Source organism: Bacillus sp. ISL-4, from assembly GCF_018613275.1.
GTDB lineage: Bacteria > Bacillota > Bacilli > Bacillales > DSM-1321 > Peribacillus > Peribacillus simplex_E.
In genome coordinates this window covers 120,663-136,594 of the sequence record NZ_JAGGQN010000003.1, presented here as the reverse complement: position 1 = coordinate 136,594, position 15,932 = coordinate 120,663, and the positions used below count along the sequence as shown (strand labels likewise).

Below are 15,932 nucleotides of genomic sequence, written 5' to 3'. Positions count from 1 at the left end.
GCGAGAATGGATCATTCCATGAAATAAAATACATCGAAATCTAAAAAAGGTTGGCACCAAAAAAATAACAGGAACCGCACCTTATTATTAGCGAGGTCCCGGTGTGTAGCAATTTATATCTCGGATACATCGATTTCTGAATACTGGGTATTGAAACTTTTCTGAAGACGTATTTCCAATGTTGATTCTTTATATTGGGCCGATGCCCCTTTTTTCTTAACAAGTGCGGGGAGTGTAATGACATGCCGATCTGACTCTTCAGGAATCCCCTCGATGATGGATTGGTTAGATGTATGGTAAAGTTTCATTTTTTTTAGCCAAGATTCATCTTCTATGGGAATTCTTACAAAGACATATAAGTGGGTTTCAAATACTTCGGCATGTAAAGGATGTTCAGATCTGGCTTTTACTATTTGTGAGCCGCCATCATTTTGGTTCATCATACCTTGCATATTGTCAGGGATGACTTGTGAAAATACTTTTTCGATGAACGATTGTACATCACTTTGCTGCATATTTTTCATGAAGTCCTTCTGGTTCGGGTTATTCTTAAAAGAAAAAAGTGAATTCCAGGGAAACATATTGAATTCCTCTCTCCTGCTTTTTGTCTGACAGGTTTATTTGTTATATTTTATGCAGCTAAAGCCCATAGGTTCTTTTTTATAATTACTAAATTATAGAAAATGGAATAAACTTATGTATAATTAAGTAAAATCCATTAGATAAAGAGGGTAAAGCCTGTGGATGAAAAAGTAGCTTTTATTACTGGTGGAGCAACTGGAATCGGCAAAAGGATGGCATTTTCACTCGCGGATAATGGAATGTCCATTATCATTACTTATCGAAAAAGTAAAAAGGCAGCTTTAGCATTAGTGGATGAATTACAGGATAAGTACCATGTTAAGGCAATTGCGATTCAAGGTGACTCGTCAAGTGAGGAGGATTGCCTGAATATTTTGCAAAAGATTTCGGAGTCATTTGGTCATGTTGATATTTTCATTCATAACGCAGGGCCATATATGCATGAGCGTAAACCCATGACTGAATATGGCAGTGATGAATGGAAGTACATCATGGATGGAAATTTAAATGGTTTTTTCTATTTTGTGAAAGAGCTTATTCCACATATGCGCAGTAGAAAATGGGGTAGAGTCATTACATTAGGGTTTGAACGGTGTGAAACTGCACCAGGTTGGATCTATCGTTCTGTTTTTGCTGCTGCAAAGAGCGGCTTGACCTCCTTGACAAGAACTTTAGCTGCCGAAGAAGCTACACATGGCATCACCGTGAATATGGTCTGTCCCGGTGATATCGTAGGTGACTGGAAAGAGGAGGAAATTAGGGTCGCAAGAGCAGTAAAGGATGATACGGTTCCAGTCGGCAGACCGGGTACAGGTGAAGATATAGCGAGGGTCATCACGTTCCTTTGTGATGAAAAATCAGATTTCATTACCGGCAGCATCATACCGGTAACAGGCGGTAAGGATGTTCTTGGGAAAATATATAAAGCCTAGTGGTTTAGAGTTTGAATTCAGAATGAAAAAGGGTGAGGCCGGTATAATCCAGTCCCACTCTTTTTTTATGCCATTTTTTTATATTTTACTTGCTGTATGAACCGTAAGCGAGCCGCCAAGCCTATAGCTCCGAGAGCCAAGCCGGAAATTAAGCCGATCCAATACCCATAGGCTCCCATATCCGTATACTTTGCAAAGAAATAGCCAATGGGAAGCCCGAGAATCCAGTAGGAGACAAGTGACATCGCAAATGTGACATTTACATCTTTATATCCACGCAAAATACCCTGAATAGGTGCCTGCAGGGCATCCGATATCTGAAAGAAGATGGCATATATCAAGAAATGTGATGTCAGCATCATTACCTCATGGTCTTTTGTGTATAAAGAGGCTACAGGTTCGCGGAAGAGGAATAGGATGGTCGACAAAACGAGCGACATCGTCAATGCCATCGAAATGCCAATCCAGCTATACTCTTTGGCATCTTTATAACGGGCTGCCCCAATTTCAAATCCAATGACGATCGTCAATGCCATGGATATACTTAGCGGGATCATATAAAGCAGTGACGCAAAATTCATGGCAATCTGATGCGATGCAATTGTCACGGTATCATATTTACTCATTAAAAGGGTGACGGCCGAGAAAATGCTTGTTTCAAAAAAGATAGCCAGTCCGATTGGTACTCCAATCAATAATAAGCCCTTCCATTCTTTCCAGGAAACCCGGAAAAATTCACTGAAAACCTCATATGTCGAAAATGGGTTGATTTTTATCACAACAAGGATGGCCACAAGGGCAATTAACCAATACGTAATGGCAGTGGCGTAACCGGAACCGACACCGCCAAGTTTAGGGAATCCAAACTTCCCGTATATTAACAGGTAATTAAAAAGGACGTTTACCGGGAGTGCACATAAGGTGATGATCATGGAAATCCTAGTCTGTCCCAGAGCATCGATGAAAGCCCTCAACGCATTATAAATGAATAAAGGAATGATCCCGAGTGAAAGGGCGATCAAATAATCATGAGCCACCATGTGGACACCATCTTCAAGGTCCATGGCACTCAATACGGGGTTCAAAGAAAACGCCCCAATGATTAAAATGATCATGGCTAAAGCGACAGCTAAATAAATGGCCTGCATCACGGAATAGGAAACGGATTTAGACTGCCTGGAACCTAGCAGCTGTGAAACCACCGGCGTCAAGGCAATCAATATCCCGCTCAGCCCGGTGTAAACGGGTGTCCATAGCGAACTGCCAATGGAGACGCCAGCAACGTCCTGAGTGCTGTATTGTCCCGTCATCATCACATCAAAAAATGTCATGGCATACATGCTGATTTGGGTGATCAGGATAGGTATCAATATATAAAATAACAGCCGGATCTTTTGTGATTTAGTATAAGTCTGATTCATCAAAGTACCTCAATATCAATATTTGGAATTTTCAACACAATGAAAGAATTATATCACATAAGGATGTGATGTTTTAAGAGTTTTTATTTGAAGCTAAAAAAGACTTGCCGTATTGGGCAAGTCTTTTTGTTAGTCGCGCATGGATTCAAAATCATTCATGGCTTCCAAATTTGAGTCTTTTTGAAGAATGAATGCCTGTGATGGAATGGCAATTTGTACATCTTCCTGTTCCAATATCTCCATTATTTTAAAGTTCACATCTTCTTTGATTGATAAATATCCTCCAAAGTCCGTCGCTTTCGTGAAGAAATAAAGGTAAAGGTTGAAACCGGAATGACTGAATTCATCAAATTTAACCAAAATCGTTTCCGGATGTACTTCAGGATGATCAATGAGCATTTTTTCAATTTCTTTAATGACATTTTCCAATTTTTCTTTTGGTGTCGTGACATTCACGCCCAAATGAAAGGCAATCTGTCTTTTGCCCATCTTTGACCAGTTGATGATCGGTTCATTCGATAGGGTCGCATTTGGGACTGTAACTAAAGCTTGAGCAAAAGTCCGAACTTTTGTGCTTCGGAATGTGATGTCTTCAATGGTTCCCTCCACACTTGGAGTTTTGACCCAATCTCCTATGGTAAAAGGTTTTTCGGTAACGATGACGATACCTCCAAAGAAATTGCTGACGGTATCTTTAGCGGCAAGAGCGAAAGCCAATCCACCCAAACCAAGCCCTGCAACAAATCCATCGACATTAAATCCCCATTCTTCCGCAATGATGGAGGCACCAAAAGCAATGATGATTAATTTTATTATTTTCGTAAAGAACGGCATGACGATTTCATCGACTTCAAGTCCGAATTTACTTACCAATTTCGGGAATAATATAGTTAAGATCGAACTGATATTAAAAATCGTCCAAAAGAATATGAAGACAAAAAACGATCTGTATATTTTCGATCTGAATTCAATCGAAGGTGAGTCGATCGGAAAATAGTGCATGGATATAATGACACCAATCAAAACGATAAGCAATCTTACCGGCTGTTCTATAGCGAGCATTAAGTTGGCGGCAAATTCTACTTTACGTTTTTCTGCAATTCGTAGAAAGAACTTGAATATATATGTAGTAAATACTTTCCGAAGCAAAAGGAAAATTAGAAAAATGCCAATGGAAATTCCTAATTTGGTCCAGGCTTCGATTCCATCAAATTGATCGAGTGATTCAGAAACTTCTTGCAATGTATTACTCCTCCAATGTATCTTGTAGTATTGTAGAATACTAAGATTATAATATATTCATGCTGAAAAAGGAAAAATAATCGATGATTACATTCATCATTGGGATTTAGCGAATCACTGAATACTTTTTCAAGTTATTAATGGCAAGGATATATGGTAATATGGATGCAAAGTGATTTTTTAAGTTTGGAAGGTGGAAATATTGACTAAGAAAATAGTATTTACCGGAGGCGGTTCTGCCGGTCATGTATCTGTTAATGCAGCAATTATCCCGGAATTTTTAAAGCATGATTGGGATGTTACTTATATTGGATCAAAAAAAGGCATTGAAAAAAATATCATCGAAACGGAATTTCCCGAGGTCCGTTATGAAACGATTTCCGTTGGAAAATTCCGGCGTTATCTATCTGTTGAAAATATGAAAGATCCTTTCCGGGTCATAAAAGGGATTTTTGATGCACGAAAAATATTAAAAAAGACCAAGCCGGATTTCATTTTTTCTAAAGGTGGATTCGTTTCGGTTCCAGTCGTTTTGGCAGGCAGGATGCTGAGAATACCGATCGCGATACATGAATCGGATTATACGCCTGGTCTGGCTAATAAGATTGCCATGCCGCTTGCATCTAAAATCTTCACTACTTTCCAGGAAACGGAAAAGGATCTTCCTAAAGAGAAGGCAATGTATCTTGGCGCTGTATTGCGCGATGGGATTTTTACTGGAAACGCTTCTGCTGGAAAGGCATTTTGTAGATTCACGAATAACAAACCAGTGTTGCTCGTTATGGGAGGAAGCCTTGGGGCCGTTAAAATCAATAATTTAATTACAGATAACCTTGATGCCTTATTAAAGGATTATCAGATTATTCACATTTGCGGGAAGGGAAATGTGAAAACGGAATTGAAACAAAGGGGATATGCTCCTTTTGAATTCGTACATGAAGAATTGTTCGATCTTTTGGCGGCTGCTGATGTGGTTGTGTCAAGGGCAGGTTCAAATTCAATTTTTGAATTCCTTGCTTTACAAAAGCCGATGTTACTTATCCCTCTAAGTGCCAATGCATCCCGTGGAGATCAAATCCTGAATGCGTCAAGCTTTGAAAAACAGGGTTTTTGTAAAGTCATCGAAGAAGAAGAGCTAAATGACCGGATTTTTAATGCTACATTAGCGGATTTAGTGAAACAATCGGATGAATATCAGGAGAAAATGCGTCAAAAACGCCCATTCAAAACGGCAGCTGAAATGTATGAATTACTACTTAAAGTAATGGGTGCAAAAAAATAAGTATCATTCCCCTCTATGTAGCATATCTTTTTCGAACAGAGGAGGGGGTAGAGTGGCTTATGAATATTCCAAAGGGTGGTTCATTCAGCAGCTGAAAGCCGCAGGGATTAGCTATCATCCAATTGAGAAAAAAAAGCTGGAGCTGTATAAAACGTATATTCTAAGGCGTTTATACGACGATCTGCAAAAAAAATAAATCATAAAAAGAACCGCACCGTCGTTGACGTTGCGGTCTTTTTTATAGGAAATTACTTATAAAAGGAAAGAAACAGGAAATAAGGATACCTGCGATAGCCATTGCCGCACCTGCGACAGCCCCGGTAAACTCACTTTCCTGGGCTGCTTGAGCCGTACCGAGACCATGAGCGATCGTACCATAAGCGATACCGCGTGCGAAAGGCATCGTAATGTTCAGTTTATCCATCATTTTTGGAGCGATCATCGTACCAAGTACCCCTGTCAAAATGACGAAGGCTGCTGATATATTGGAATTTCCGCCATAAAGTTCGGTGATTTCAACAGCGATGGGCACTGTAATGGATTTAACCGCCAATCCTTGGAGTATGAATTGCGGAAGTGAAAATGCTTTTGCAATGGCAAAGGCAATGATCAATGTGACTAGAAGACCAAAAATCATGCCGCTAATTGCCGGCATTGCATATTTAACGATTATTTTTCTATTTTTATAAAGTGGTACGGCCAAAGCAACGGTAGCCGGTCCCAGGAAATAGGTGATGATGTCTTTTCCTGGTGAATAATCTTCGAAGTCCAAACCGCTGATCAGCAGTACGAGAATAATTGTAACCGTACTGAAAAATACGGGCGTCGTAAAAGGTGATGGATGTTTAGCATATATTTTCCTTCCAATGAAATAGGCAAGGATGGTTATCAAGATGCTATAAGTTGTGATGAACACTGTCATGCTGCTTAACCTCTCCTCTATGGGATAGCTTCTGAACGGTCCAAGCTGAAACGATGAATCCAAAAATCAGGCTGACTCCCAATGTTAGTGCCAATGGCAAACCGAATTCAATGAAAAGCCATCCCATGGTCATTAAACTGATTGAAATGGGAATGAAGAAAAAGGCTAAGTGCTTTACCAAAAATCCTGAAGTAAGTTCAATCCATTCGACTTTTATAACCTTCGTCTGTAATAAACCGAATAATAAAATCATGCCGATGACGTTGCCTGGTATGGGTAAATGAAGTAAATTGGCTAAATAATAGCCAAGCTTGCAAATGATGAGCAGGAAGATGAGCTGCACGATAAAAGCAAATGTTTTTTTCATGATTAAGTCCTTTCAATGACGCTTTGAATATATTATTGAATTGGTCAATTGTATTCATTATAAAAAAATATCCCTAAAAAGAATAGGGATTTGCAGCAATCGACCTTAAATATCCTGTGAAAATGGAAAAAAGAGCTTTCCAGGTTTGGAAGCTCCGGCCATTATATGAAAAGATAAACAAAGCCATGTTGAAATGTTCTTCGCTCTATGCTTCAAGTAACTGCTGTTCGTCATCATCATGCTGTCTAAGGATATGAAAGGTGTATAAATCTTTAGGGATTTCATACAAATCGTAGATATCTTCTTCATGATTGATCTGATCATAAAGGGATTTTCTTGTTTCGTTGGCATTGACGGCATAGGGAAGTTTTTCTGCGGCTTTAATAGAGCGGATATTTTTTTTGCGAATACGCATGAAGACCGTTTCCAAACCGAGCTCGAAAAAAAGCTCTTTAAAGAAAGCGTCTTTTGCAATGGCATTATACCCTTTTCCATGATAAGGCTTGCCAAGCCATGTGCCTAAGAAACCTGCACCATTTTCAATATCGTATAAAGAAATACAACCGATGGGATTTTCCCATTCATCCAAGATTGTTCGTGAAATGAGTTGCCCAGCATCTTCTGCTTCGATCGTTTGCTTAGTAATGAAAACATATTCTTCATATGAATCTACCTTATGGCGCACGAAAGGGAAGACATCTGGATGCGTCATTTGTTCATAAAGAGAAAAACAATCTGTGAAATCTCTCTTTTTTAACATTTCCGTCCCTCCGTTTGAGGGCAGTTCTTATGCGTAGTCGCTGCCCACCCTCGAAATTTTTTAAGTCGTTCATCAAAAAATTTCGGGGTGGGAATCGAACCCACTAGAACCGGAAACCGGTGGCGCACCATTTGCCTTCCCTATTTTTATTGTCAGAAAGTATGCAAATCAAAAGAACCTTACGAAGGTATAATACTAAAAAAAAAACGGTTTGGGAATAGGTTTTTTGCCTTTTTTTTTCGTCAAATTTCAACTTTTTCAACAAGGGTGAATTTGAAAGGCAAACGTATGCATTTTTCCATGAAAAACTGATTTTTTCGCCTGCTTTTTTCTTTAAAATTCACCTGTGAATTGCATGAATAAAATGATCGCGCCGAGGGTCCATACATAAATGGAGAATATTTTCAGTGAACGCTTTTTTAAGAAATCGATCATCCATACTACGGCTATATAACCAAAGATTGCTGCTGCCAGGGTTCCGACGAATAGCGCAGTGAGTGGAAGCCGTTCAACTTCTCCTGTAAATATCGGTTTCATCTGAAATACAATGCCCCCGGTAATGGCAGGGATTGATAGCAAAAAGGAAAAATAGGCTGCTGTGGCCCTATCCAGCCTGCAGAATAGGCCAGCGGCTATCGTCAGGCCAGAGCGCGAAAGGGCAGGCATGATGGCAGCGGCTTGGAAGGTACCAATGATCAAGGCATCTTTAATCGAAATTTCATTAAGGGATTTGCCGCCTTTTCTTACTCCGTCCGCTACCCATAAAATCAGTCCGGTCGCTAAAAATTCCCAGCCTATGGTCACACCTGTTTTTGAAAGGCCATCGAACCAATCCCCGAGTAAAATACCGGCAATCACTGCAGGGATTGTCCCGGCAATGAGAAGCAGAGTCATTTTGGAGAAAGGGTTTTTCAAAATGGCAATAATGTCATTCTTATAGACGACCAATAACGCCAGCAAGGTTCCGATATGGAGCATGGTATCCAGAAAAATGCCGGCCTCGTCAAGATGGAAAATATGCCGTCCTAAATATAAATGTCCAGTGCTTGAAATAGGTAAAAACTCAGTCAAGCCTTGAATGATCCCAAGGATGAAGGCTTGAAATTCGTTCAGCAAAAAAACATCACTCCATTCTAGAAGGTATGGGACATCCATTATTTAAACTGTATGCACAAGACAGATGAACATATTCTGATTTTTTGTCATATGTATTGCCAATTGGGTTTTTGAAGAAAAGGTAGTCCAATTTTACCTTTTTCGAATATAATGAGAGGAAAAATGAAACTATTTTGCACTTGATTCGTAATTATTCATATGAGAAAGGAGGAGAAGACACTATGCCTACTAAAGATGAAAGAGTGTTTGCTGCCCTTATTTATGTGATCAGCTTTTTTACAGCATTTATCGGTCCTTTGGTGATTTGGTTATTGAAGAAGGACTCGTCACAATTTGTGGATTATCACGGAAGGGAATACCTGAATTTTTTCATTTCCTACACCGTATATTCAATAGTTGCAGGGATACTCACTATAGTATTAGTTGGATTCTTGCTATTGCCGGTTATCGGGATAGCTTTAGTCGTATTCACCATCATTGCTGCCATTAGGGCTTATGAAGGAACGGATTATAGGTTCCCGTTGATTTTCAGGATATTATAGTAATGATGTAAAAGGATTCCGTTCAATTCGGAGTCCTTTTTTCTATGAACCAAGTTGGAATTGCCCTACATTAAAAAGGGAATAGATCACATTAAGGCGAATAAAGTATTATGATAACTACTTCAATGCACTTTTAGGAAGTGGATGCCGGGCGGCTTGTGGTATTGCTAATCAATGTTCGTTCAAGGCGGCAATCTTTCTTGTAAGGAGTGAGGAGCAGAGCAGGATATGAATATACGTGAATATTATCAGAAAACGAGCAATTCAAATTTTCATGCATCTTGGATATCACTTCTTTTGGCCATTGTATTTTTCACTTGCCATATTTTTGCGATGATACCGGGCAATATATTATTGATAACGTCTCCTTTTATTTTCTTTAGCATTGCCCAATTTGTCAGTCATCGTATATATGAAAATAGAATGAAGGAATTACCTGATGAACACATCGGGACAAATGCTGGGTTATTTAAAAATGAACATATTTTGTTGACTTTTATGCCAGCACCGACATTGCGCCTGCTTCTCTTTGCGCCGAATGGGTCTTTAATGGGCGAGGTACGGGATTTGAATATGAAGTGGTTCATGTGGATGATACCCAATTTCTTGTCGATGCTCCTGGCCAAGCGTTATGAACTGGTGGACCATGAGGGGCGTTTACTGGCTAAGTACCATATCAAAAGGGGACTTTTCAATAAATTGACGATCATGGATGATCAGGGCGGCATAATTGGATCGTATCAAGAAAATCGGTCATTCGTGAAGATTAATGGAATGATATATAAGGAAGATGGTACGGAATGGATGCCCATTGAAACGCCGGGAAGTGTGAATTCATTCGAGATTGCCACAAAAGAAGGGGAAAAGATCGTTTCATACCAAGAGGGCTGGATGCCTTTGGAGTGGGGGAAACGATTCAAGACAAATACACCCATACTTTCTTTTTCATCAAATGTTGATGAAATTCCTAAAATCATCGTCTTGGGGTTCTGTGCTGCCACTCTAAATCATCGTTCAAATTGACTAGGGTTAACCTTTAGCAAATCTTTTAAATATTTGATATAATCTTAGTGGAATACATAGATTAAATACTTAATTAAAAGGTGGTAAATATGAGTATGAGTTTACTTAATGAGATTCTTGATTTTAATGAACAGTTTGTAGAAAAAGGTGAATATGTCAAGTATAGAACGGATAAGTTCCCTGAGAAACGTATGGTCATCATAAGCTGTATGGACACTAGACTCGTTGAACTATTGCCAAAATCCTTGAATGTCAAAAATGGCGATGTCAAAATCCTGAAGACTGCCGGGGCAATCGTCTCCCATCCATTCGGAAGTGTCATGCGGAGTATCCTTGTTGCCGTTTATGAGCTAAAGGCAGATGAAGTATTGGTCATTCCTCACCATGATTGCGGGATGGCATCAGTAGATGCTGATTCTGTAGTAGGGAAGATGCTCGAACGTGATATTCCACAGAGCACCATCGATACCCTTGGAGCTTCGGGTATAGATATTCGCAGTTGGCTTCGCGGATTTGATGATGTTTATGAAAGTTGTAAGAAAAGTGTGGAAGTGATTAAAGGGCACCCTTTGATCCCTAAAAATATTCCTGTACATGGTCTTATCATTTCACCTGATACAGGGAAGCTGGAATTGGTAGTCGATGGGTATGCGGAAGGACAAAAATAATATATTCAACGAGGCTGTCGGGATTATTTCCGACAGTTTTTTTCAAATTTTGATCAATACTATTTATTTTTATCCTTTTTTTTGTTAAAATCGCCAAGTGTAGTTTGTCACTAATACAAACGGGTGGGCGAGGGACAAATTTAATAAGGATACAACATGAAGAAATTAAACTTGGAAACGTTTTTTCATTTTTCCGACTATGGAACGAATGGAAAACGTGAAATCCTTGCTGGAGTGGTCGGCTATTTTACAATAGTCTATATTCTCATCGTGAATTCCCTGATTTTATCGGAAGCGGGCATTCCGATTAATGGTGCAATGATTGCGACGATTCTTTTATCTGCTTTAAGCTGTGTCATGATAGGACTTTGGGCGAATGTCCCAATCCTCCTCGTTCCAGGAATGGGCGTAAATGCCCTATTTGCTTATACCATGGTTCAAGGAATGGGTCTATCTTGGCAATCGGCATTGGGTGCTGTGTTTATCTCAGGGGTTATTTTTGTAGTCATCGCTTTTACAAAATACTCTAAGTTAATCAGTGATTCGATTCCAAGGTCGATAAAAGAAGCCATCTCTGTCGGTCTTGGCTTATTCTTGATGCTAATCGGTCTCGAGAAGGGCGGGATAATCACGAGAGGTTCATCATCTATCGTCGCACTGGGAGATTTAAGCGATCCAGCGGTGTGTGCAACGGTGTTGACCTTTTTACTGGCAATCACTCTGTTCATCAAGAATGTCCCCGGTAATTTCATGATTACCATTCTGGCAGGCAGTCTCATTGCTTATTTGTTCGGGACGGTTCAACTGTCAAAAATCCATTTTTCAGGCATTGACACAGCTTCCTACGGCGATCTCTTCTTTTCATTATCGTTCTTGGAAGCGAACCGGATTGAATTCTGGATAAGTGTATTTGCAATGACGATGGTTCTTGTTTTTGAAAATATTGGTCTTGTACACGGGCATGTAGATAGCATAAACCGCCAGGATGCCTATAAAAAGTCGCTGCAGGCGACAAGTGTGTCCGTTCTGCTTTCAGGCATATTCGGTTCGAGTCCTACCGTTGCTACAGTTGAAACGGCAGCTGGAATCGCATCAGGAGGCAGAACTGGTTTTACTTCAGTGGTGACGGGCGTGCTATTCATTCTATCACTTCTATTTATACCGGTGATTAAAGTAATCCCTGATAGCGCCATTGCCCCCATCTTAATTATCATTGGCATTTTGATGCTCGGAAATATAAAAGAGCTGGATTTCAGCGATTTAACCGAGAGCATACCTGCAATCATGATCATTACGATCATTCCTTTCACTTACAGTATTGCCGATGGAATGGCATTCGGTTTCATCCTGTACCCGTTCTTGAAGCTGGTAACCGGAAAAGCGAGAGAAGTGTCAGCCCCGATGTATGTGAGTGCCGGAATGTTTATCGTCTATTTCATCATTGGTATGATCGGTTAATAATTCAGAAGAGCGGTTGGAATGAGTTAATTCTTATTCCAACCGCTCTTCTTATTGGTTTTTTCGTCGAAAAAAATGGATGTATAGTGATTTACGCGATGACACATCCATCTTGAAAATGCTATGATATAGAATATTAAAAAAATGATAAATGACAAGCAGCATATTAGAGGATGTGACAGGATGATTATTGAAGGTTTAAAAAGCCATGGTTCAGGAAATGATTTCTTAATCATTGATGAATTGACTACGACCCTAACGTTTACTGAAGAAGAGCGGGAAAATTTCGCGAAGGCCCTATGCGATAGGGAGAGGCTTGGAGCGGATGGTATTTTGTTCGTAATGAAAAGTGAACATGCTGATTGCCGAATGCGTGTCTTTAATGCGGATGGATCGGAAGCCTCGATGTGCGGCAATGGACTTCGCTGTGTTGCACGATACGCGAACGACGTTCTAGGGCTCGATAAAATGATCGTGGAAACCATGAAGGCAAATCTACTCGTGGAAAAAACGGAAGATATTTATGAGGGAATTCCGACTTTCAAGGTGGAAATTTCCCCGGTAAGTTTTAATGTGAAGGATCTACCTCTTGTATTGGCTAAAGAACAATTGCAAAACGAATTATTGCCGGAACTTCATGATACCTTATTATTTTCGGCATTGGCGGTTCCTAATCCACATTTGATCACGCTCGTCGATAGTGAGGTTTTACAAAGTGATTTGCAGAATGAACTTTCAACAAAGGTCAATCAACCGAATGAGCTTTTCCCTGATGGTGTCAATGTCAGTTTTGTGAAAGAGCTGGAACCAGAGAGCATTTATGTGCGGACATTCGAACGGGGAGTAGGCTTTACTAATGCATGTGGAACGGCGATGTCGGCTTCAAGCCTAGTAACATGCTCTGTTGGTTTAAACACGTTGGAAAGTGAAATATCTGTCTACAATAACGGCGGAAAAGTTAAATGTGTGGTCCACCATGATGAAGAAAGCCAAAAGTATTCAATTGATTTAATCGGGAACGCAACCTATGAATTCAAGGTTTCGATTGACCTAGACTTAAACCACCCGGAAAAATTTAAAATCCTGGAAAAACAGGACTTTGAAGCGGAAACAAGCTTATATGCTAAGTTGCAGGATGAAGTTCAAAGTTATTTGAAAACTACATTATAAGGAAAGTACCGACTAGGTGTTAGTCTAAATTAAAAAGGGGTTCGGAATGTTTTAATTCCGAACCCCTTTTTCAATTTGGTTAAAAGTTAGAGATTGTGCAAGGTATTCAATGAACCTTAACAAGTCGAAAACTCACGAGATTGCGAAACTCACGAGTAAAAGTGCGAAACTTACGAGTAAACGCCTGAAACTCACGAGTAAAGGTGCCAAACTCACGAGTAAAAGTCCAAATTCACGAGTAAAAGTCCAAATTCACGAGTAAAAGTGCCAAACTCACGAGTAAACGCCTGAAATTCACGAGTAAAAGCGCGAAACTTACGAGTAAACGCCTGAAATTCACGAGTAAAAATGCCAAACTCACGAGTAAAAGTCCAAATTCACGAGTAAACGCACGAAATTCACGATCAATCGTAAGCGAGCGTGCCGATCTAGTGTTTTTTGATTCATGTCAACTGAAAATTATGAGATATATTCACTACTTTGATCAACAACAAATCAAAGTGCATGCCCTTTCCGGGTTCATACCCTAAAGGGCTGCTTTAATAAATGAAGTGTCTAACTTTATCTTCTTTAGTTGGTCTTTTTTTGTTTTAGGAACGACAATACTTCCAAAAAGGCTGGTCCATTATCGACGAGTCTGTAATCCATAAATGCACACCCTTCCCTTTTTATTCTGTTTGGTATGGTTTCAATCGTAAAGTCCTTTAACTGGAGACTTTCGTCCACTTCCTCCCAAAACAAAGGTGTAGCCACACCAGCGAAAGAATTTCCTCGCGGGGAATAAGGAAGGATGATGGTTTTTCCTTCACTATGCTGCACAAAGTCCAAGTATAGTCGATTATGTCGATTAATTTTCATTCTTTCCGTTGTAAAATCATTTGGGTTGGAACTTGTTAAGTAGTCACCGAGAAAGTCGGTGAAAATGCGTGTCTCCTGATAAGTAAATCTGTCTTCAGGCAGTGGGATGTGAATTTGCAGTCCTTTGTTACCTGAAGTTTTTACAAAAGCTTTTATCCTTAATGATTCCATCACCTTTTTTATTTCCTGTGCGGCCTTTTTCGCTAGGGAGAAAAATTCGATGGAAGGAGGATCCAAGTCCAGGACGATTTCGTCGGGTCGTGTTTTACCCGCTTTCTGAAATGGCGCATGGAATTCCAATGCAAGTTGATTGCCAAACCAAAGAAGCGTTTCAATATCGTTACATAGCATATACTCGATATCGTCATCAATGAATGTTTTAATAAAGGACGGCGCATAATCAGGTTTGTTTTTCTGGAAAAATCTTTCTTTATCCAAGGTGCCATGAGGATAGCGGATCGTCGTAAGCAGTTTATCCTTCAAGAAGGGTAAGAAGAAAGCTGAAACCTCCCGTAAATAGTGAAGGTATTCAACTTTTACCACCTGTTCATCTCCTGTTATCCAAAGCGGTTTATCCCTGGAAGTTATTTGTACAGTATCTGGAAATGTGTATTGACCTAGCACGAATTTCTCCCAGGTACATTCTTCGGGAGCCGTTTGTAAAAGCCATTGCGAAAACTGAGGTTCACGCAATTCATTTACCTCATACACGTGTAAGAATTGAACTTCGATGCAAATGGATGGATGGATATAAAAAAATTGTGCGTCTTCGCCTGATGCATTTTGCTTGATCAGTTCATGCAATATCCTTTTATCTTGAGCACTCAGTCCGTTTTTAACACTTCCGATTTTCGTTACGGCACCTTCTTTGAAAACTGCGAGGGAAACGTAACCATTTTCTTTGTGCAATGCTGTAATGAAACAAGAAACGGTCTTCCAATTTTTCACCTTAATCCAAGAGGTAGTACGTTTTCCTTCTTGCCAAGTACCCCGAATTTCCTTGGCGACAACTCCTTCGCCATCTAATAGGGCGACCTTATTCAAGGCATTATCCAAAACGTCAAAACTCTCTATTAATTGTATCAAAGCCTTATCGTTGGGATCAGGAGGCATAGGAAAGCCAAGATTTGCCCCCATATTCAACATCAATTTCCTTCTTTCTTCCATAGGTTTAGCCGCTACGTTTTTTCCGCTGATGCTAAGCAGGTCAAACGCTATAAACCGGCATGGGGAAAAACGGGCTTTTTCTGAAATTAAGGATTGTTTTCCAAGGCGTCCTCGCCACTGTATTTGAAAAAAGTCGGCTTTCGCCTGATTGGTAAGCCAGACCAATTCTCCATCTAACTGAAGCGGGAGATATTCTTCCAGTTCCAGATCTTTGATGTATGCAATGATTTCCGGGAATTGTGGTGATAATTCCTTTTCGTTCCGACTTGAAATGCTTATGGTATCGGAGTCTATCGTTAAAATAGCCCTAAAGCCGTCATATTTGACTTCATAACGCCAATCCTTGGAGTTGGGGGCTTCGGGGTAATAGGTTGGCAGCATCGGTTTCATTTTTGTATTTACCTCCGCAAATAATTGATTAA

Annotated in this window: 17 protein-coding genes; 8 read left to right on the top strand and 9 right to left on the bottom strand. The window is 39.9% G+C overall.

Features of this window, described 5'->3' with window-relative positions; genetic code table 11:
• Window positions 1-113: 113 nt before the first annotated feature.
• Window positions 114-524, bottom strand: coding sequence for an Hsp20/alpha crystallin family protein (locus J7J00_RS02360; protein WP_286201146.1), 411 nt, complete (start codon window positions 522-524; stop codon window positions 114-116).
• Between the two features lie 216 nt (window positions 525-740).
• On the opposite strand from J7J00_RS02360, the gene J7J00_RS02355 reads away from it, so the two are divergent.
• Window positions 741-1,514, top strand: coding sequence for an SDR family oxidoreductase (locus J7J00_RS02355; RefSeq protein WP_214787129.1), 774 nt, complete (start codon window positions 741-743; stop codon window positions 1,512-1,514).
• A gap of 65 nt (window positions 1,515-1,579) precedes the next feature.
• Here J7J00_RS02355 and J7J00_RS02350 read toward each other — a convergent pair whose 3' ends face one another.
• Window positions 1,580-2,935, bottom strand: a complete 1,356-nt coding sequence (locus J7J00_RS02350) for an MATE family efflux transporter (protein ID WP_214787127.1) — start codon at window positions 2,933-2,935, stop codon at window positions 1,580-1,582.
• Between the two features lie 129 nt (window positions 2,936-3,064).
• Complete coding sequence (locus tag J7J00_RS02345) at window positions 3,065-4,177, bottom strand: mechanosensitive ion channel family protein (protein ID WP_286201145.1); 1,113 nt, start codon at window positions 4,175-4,177, stop codon at window positions 3,065-3,067.
• Between the two features lie 193 nt (window positions 4,178-4,370).
• Here J7J00_RS02345 and J7J00_RS02340 point away from each other — a divergent pair, with 193 nt between their 5' ends.
• Window positions 4,371-5,459, top strand: a complete 1,089-nt coding sequence (locus J7J00_RS02340; RefSeq protein ID WP_309487122.1) for an undecaprenyldiphospho-muramoylpentapeptide beta-N-acetylglucosaminyltransferase — start codon at window positions 4,371-4,373, stop codon at window positions 5,457-5,459.
• Window positions 5,460-5,511: 52 nt separating this feature from the next.
• Window positions 5,512-5,655, top strand: coding sequence for a DUF2639 domain-containing protein (locus J7J00_RS02335; protein WP_192205140.1), 144 nt, complete (start codon window positions 5,512-5,514; stop codon window positions 5,653-5,655).
• A gap of 42 nt (window positions 5,656-5,697) precedes the next feature.
• Here the strand turns inward: J7J00_RS02335 and J7J00_RS02330 are convergent, their stop codons facing one another.
• From J7J00_RS02330 to J7J00_RS02315, 4 genes are all read right to left on the bottom strand, one after another.
• Window positions 5,698-6,381: an LrgB family protein gene (locus tag J7J00_RS02330; protein ID WP_214787123.1), complete on the bottom strand. Its 684-nt coding sequence runs from the start codon at window positions 6,379-6,381 to the stop codon at window positions 5,698-5,700.
• Entirely contained in the window at window positions 6,356-6,748 is a 393-nt protein-coding gene (locus J7J00_RS02325) for a CidA/LrgA family protein (RefSeq protein ID WP_098369368.1), read from the bottom strand. Before J7J00_RS02325 ends, J7J00_RS02330 begins: the two co-directional genes overlap by 26 nt.
• Before the next feature lie 205 nt (window positions 6,749-6,953).
• On the bottom strand, window positions 6,954-7,508 hold the full coding sequence (locus J7J00_RS02320) for a GNAT family N-acetyltransferase (protein WP_101225221.1): 555 nt from the start codon (window positions 7,506-7,508) through the stop codon (window positions 6,954-6,956).
• Between the two features lie 333 nt (window positions 7,509-7,841).
• Window positions 7,842-8,621: an undecaprenyl-diphosphate phosphatase gene (locus J7J00_RS02315; RefSeq protein WP_214787274.1), complete on the bottom strand. Its 780-nt coding sequence runs from the start codon at window positions 8,619-8,621 to the stop codon at window positions 7,842-7,844.
• Window positions 8,622-8,845: 224 nt separating this feature from the next.
• Between J7J00_RS02315 and J7J00_RS02310 the strand changes: the two genes are divergently transcribed.
• The 5 genes from J7J00_RS02310 to dapF all read left to right on the top strand — a co-directional run bounded on the left by J7J00_RS02310 (window position 8,846) and on the right by dapF (window position 13,485).
• On the top strand, window positions 8,846-9,166 hold the full coding sequence (locus tag J7J00_RS02310) for a DUF4870 domain-containing protein (protein ID WP_192205136.1): 321 nt from the start codon (window positions 8,846-8,848) through the stop codon (window positions 9,164-9,166).
• 228 nt (window positions 9,167-9,394) lie between these two features.
• Window positions 9,395-10,189 (top strand): hypothetical protein, encoded by a 795-nt coding sequence (locus J7J00_RS02305; protein WP_214787121.1) that lies wholly within the window; start codon window positions 9,395-9,397, stop codon window positions 10,187-10,189.
• A gap of 95 nt (window positions 10,190-10,284) precedes the next feature.
• Window positions 10,285-10,857 (top strand): beta-class carbonic anhydrase, encoded by a 573-nt coding sequence (locus tag J7J00_RS02300; RefSeq protein ID WP_192205134.1) that lies wholly within the window; start codon window positions 10,285-10,287, stop codon window positions 10,855-10,857.
• Between the two features lie 156 nt (window positions 10,858-11,013).
• Window positions 11,014-12,315, top strand: coding sequence for an NCS2 family permease (locus J7J00_RS02295; RefSeq protein ID WP_214787119.1), 1,302 nt, complete (start codon window positions 11,014-11,016; stop codon window positions 12,313-12,315).
• A gap of 183 nt (window positions 12,316-12,498) precedes the next feature.
• Window positions 12,499-13,485, top strand: a complete 987-nt coding sequence (gene dapF / locus J7J00_RS02290) for a diaminopimelate epimerase (RefSeq protein WP_214787117.1) — start codon at window positions 12,499-12,501, stop codon at window positions 13,483-13,485.
• Between the two features lie 232 nt (window positions 13,486-13,717).
• Here the strand turns inward: dapF and J7J00_RS27850 are convergent, their stop codons facing one another.
• Together J7J00_RS27850 and ligD are read right to left on the bottom strand one after the other, a co-directional pair.
• Window positions 13,718-13,846, bottom strand: a complete 129-nt coding sequence (locus J7J00_RS27850) for a hypothetical protein (RefSeq protein WP_286201144.1) — start codon at window positions 13,844-13,846, stop codon at window positions 13,718-13,720.
• Between the two features lie 209 nt (window positions 13,847-14,055).
• A complete protein-coding gene (gene ligD / locus J7J00_RS02285) occupies window positions 14,056-15,900 on the bottom strand; it encodes a DNA ligase D (RefSeq protein ID WP_214787115.1) in 1,845 nt (614 codons plus the stop codon).
• Window positions 15,901-15,932: the final 32 nt, after the last annotated feature.

Bases quoted from the DNA above. Each gene is read 5' to 3' on its own strand.
- J7J00_RS02330 (WP_214787123.1), bottom strand. From the start codon at position 6,381: ATGACAGTGTTCATCACAACTTATAGCATCTTGATAACCATCCTTGCC.
- dapF (WP_214787117.1), top strand. From the start codon at position 12,499: ATGATTATTGAAGGTTTAAAAAGCCATGGTTCAGGAAATGATTTCTTA.
- J7J00_RS02305 (WP_214787121.1), top strand. From the start codon at position 9,395: ATGAATATACGTGAATATTATCAGAAAACGAGCAATTCAAATTTTCAT.
- J7J00_RS02300 (WP_192205134.1), top strand. From the start codon at position 10,285: ATGAGTTTACTTAATGAGATTCTTGATTTTAATGAACAGTTTGTAGAA.
- ligD (WP_214787115.1), bottom strand. From the start codon at position 15,900: ATGAAACCGATGCTGCCAACCTATTACCCCGAAGCCCCCAACTCCAAG.
- J7J00_RS02360 (WP_286201146.1), bottom strand. From the start codon at position 524: ATGAAAAATATGCAGCAAAGTGATGTACAATCGTTCATCGAAAAAGTA.
- J7J00_RS02325 (WP_098369368.1), bottom strand. From the start codon at position 6,748: ATGAAAAAAACATTTGCTTTTATCGTGCAGCTCATCTTCCTGCTCATC.
- J7J00_RS02320 (WP_101225221.1), bottom strand. From the start codon at position 7,508: ATGTTAAAAAAGAGAGATTTCACAGATTGTTTTTCTCTTTATGAACAA.
- J7J00_RS02310 (WP_192205136.1), top strand. From the start codon at position 8,846: ATGCCTACTAAAGATGAAAGAGTGTTTGCTGCCCTTATTTATGTGATC.
- J7J00_RS02295 (WP_214787119.1), top strand. From the start codon at position 11,014: ATGAAGAAATTAAACTTGGAAACGTTTTTTCATTTTTCCGACTATGGA.
- J7J00_RS02350 (WP_214787127.1), bottom strand. From the start codon at position 2,935: ATGAATCAGACTTATACTAAATCACAAAAGATCCGGCTGTTATTTTAT.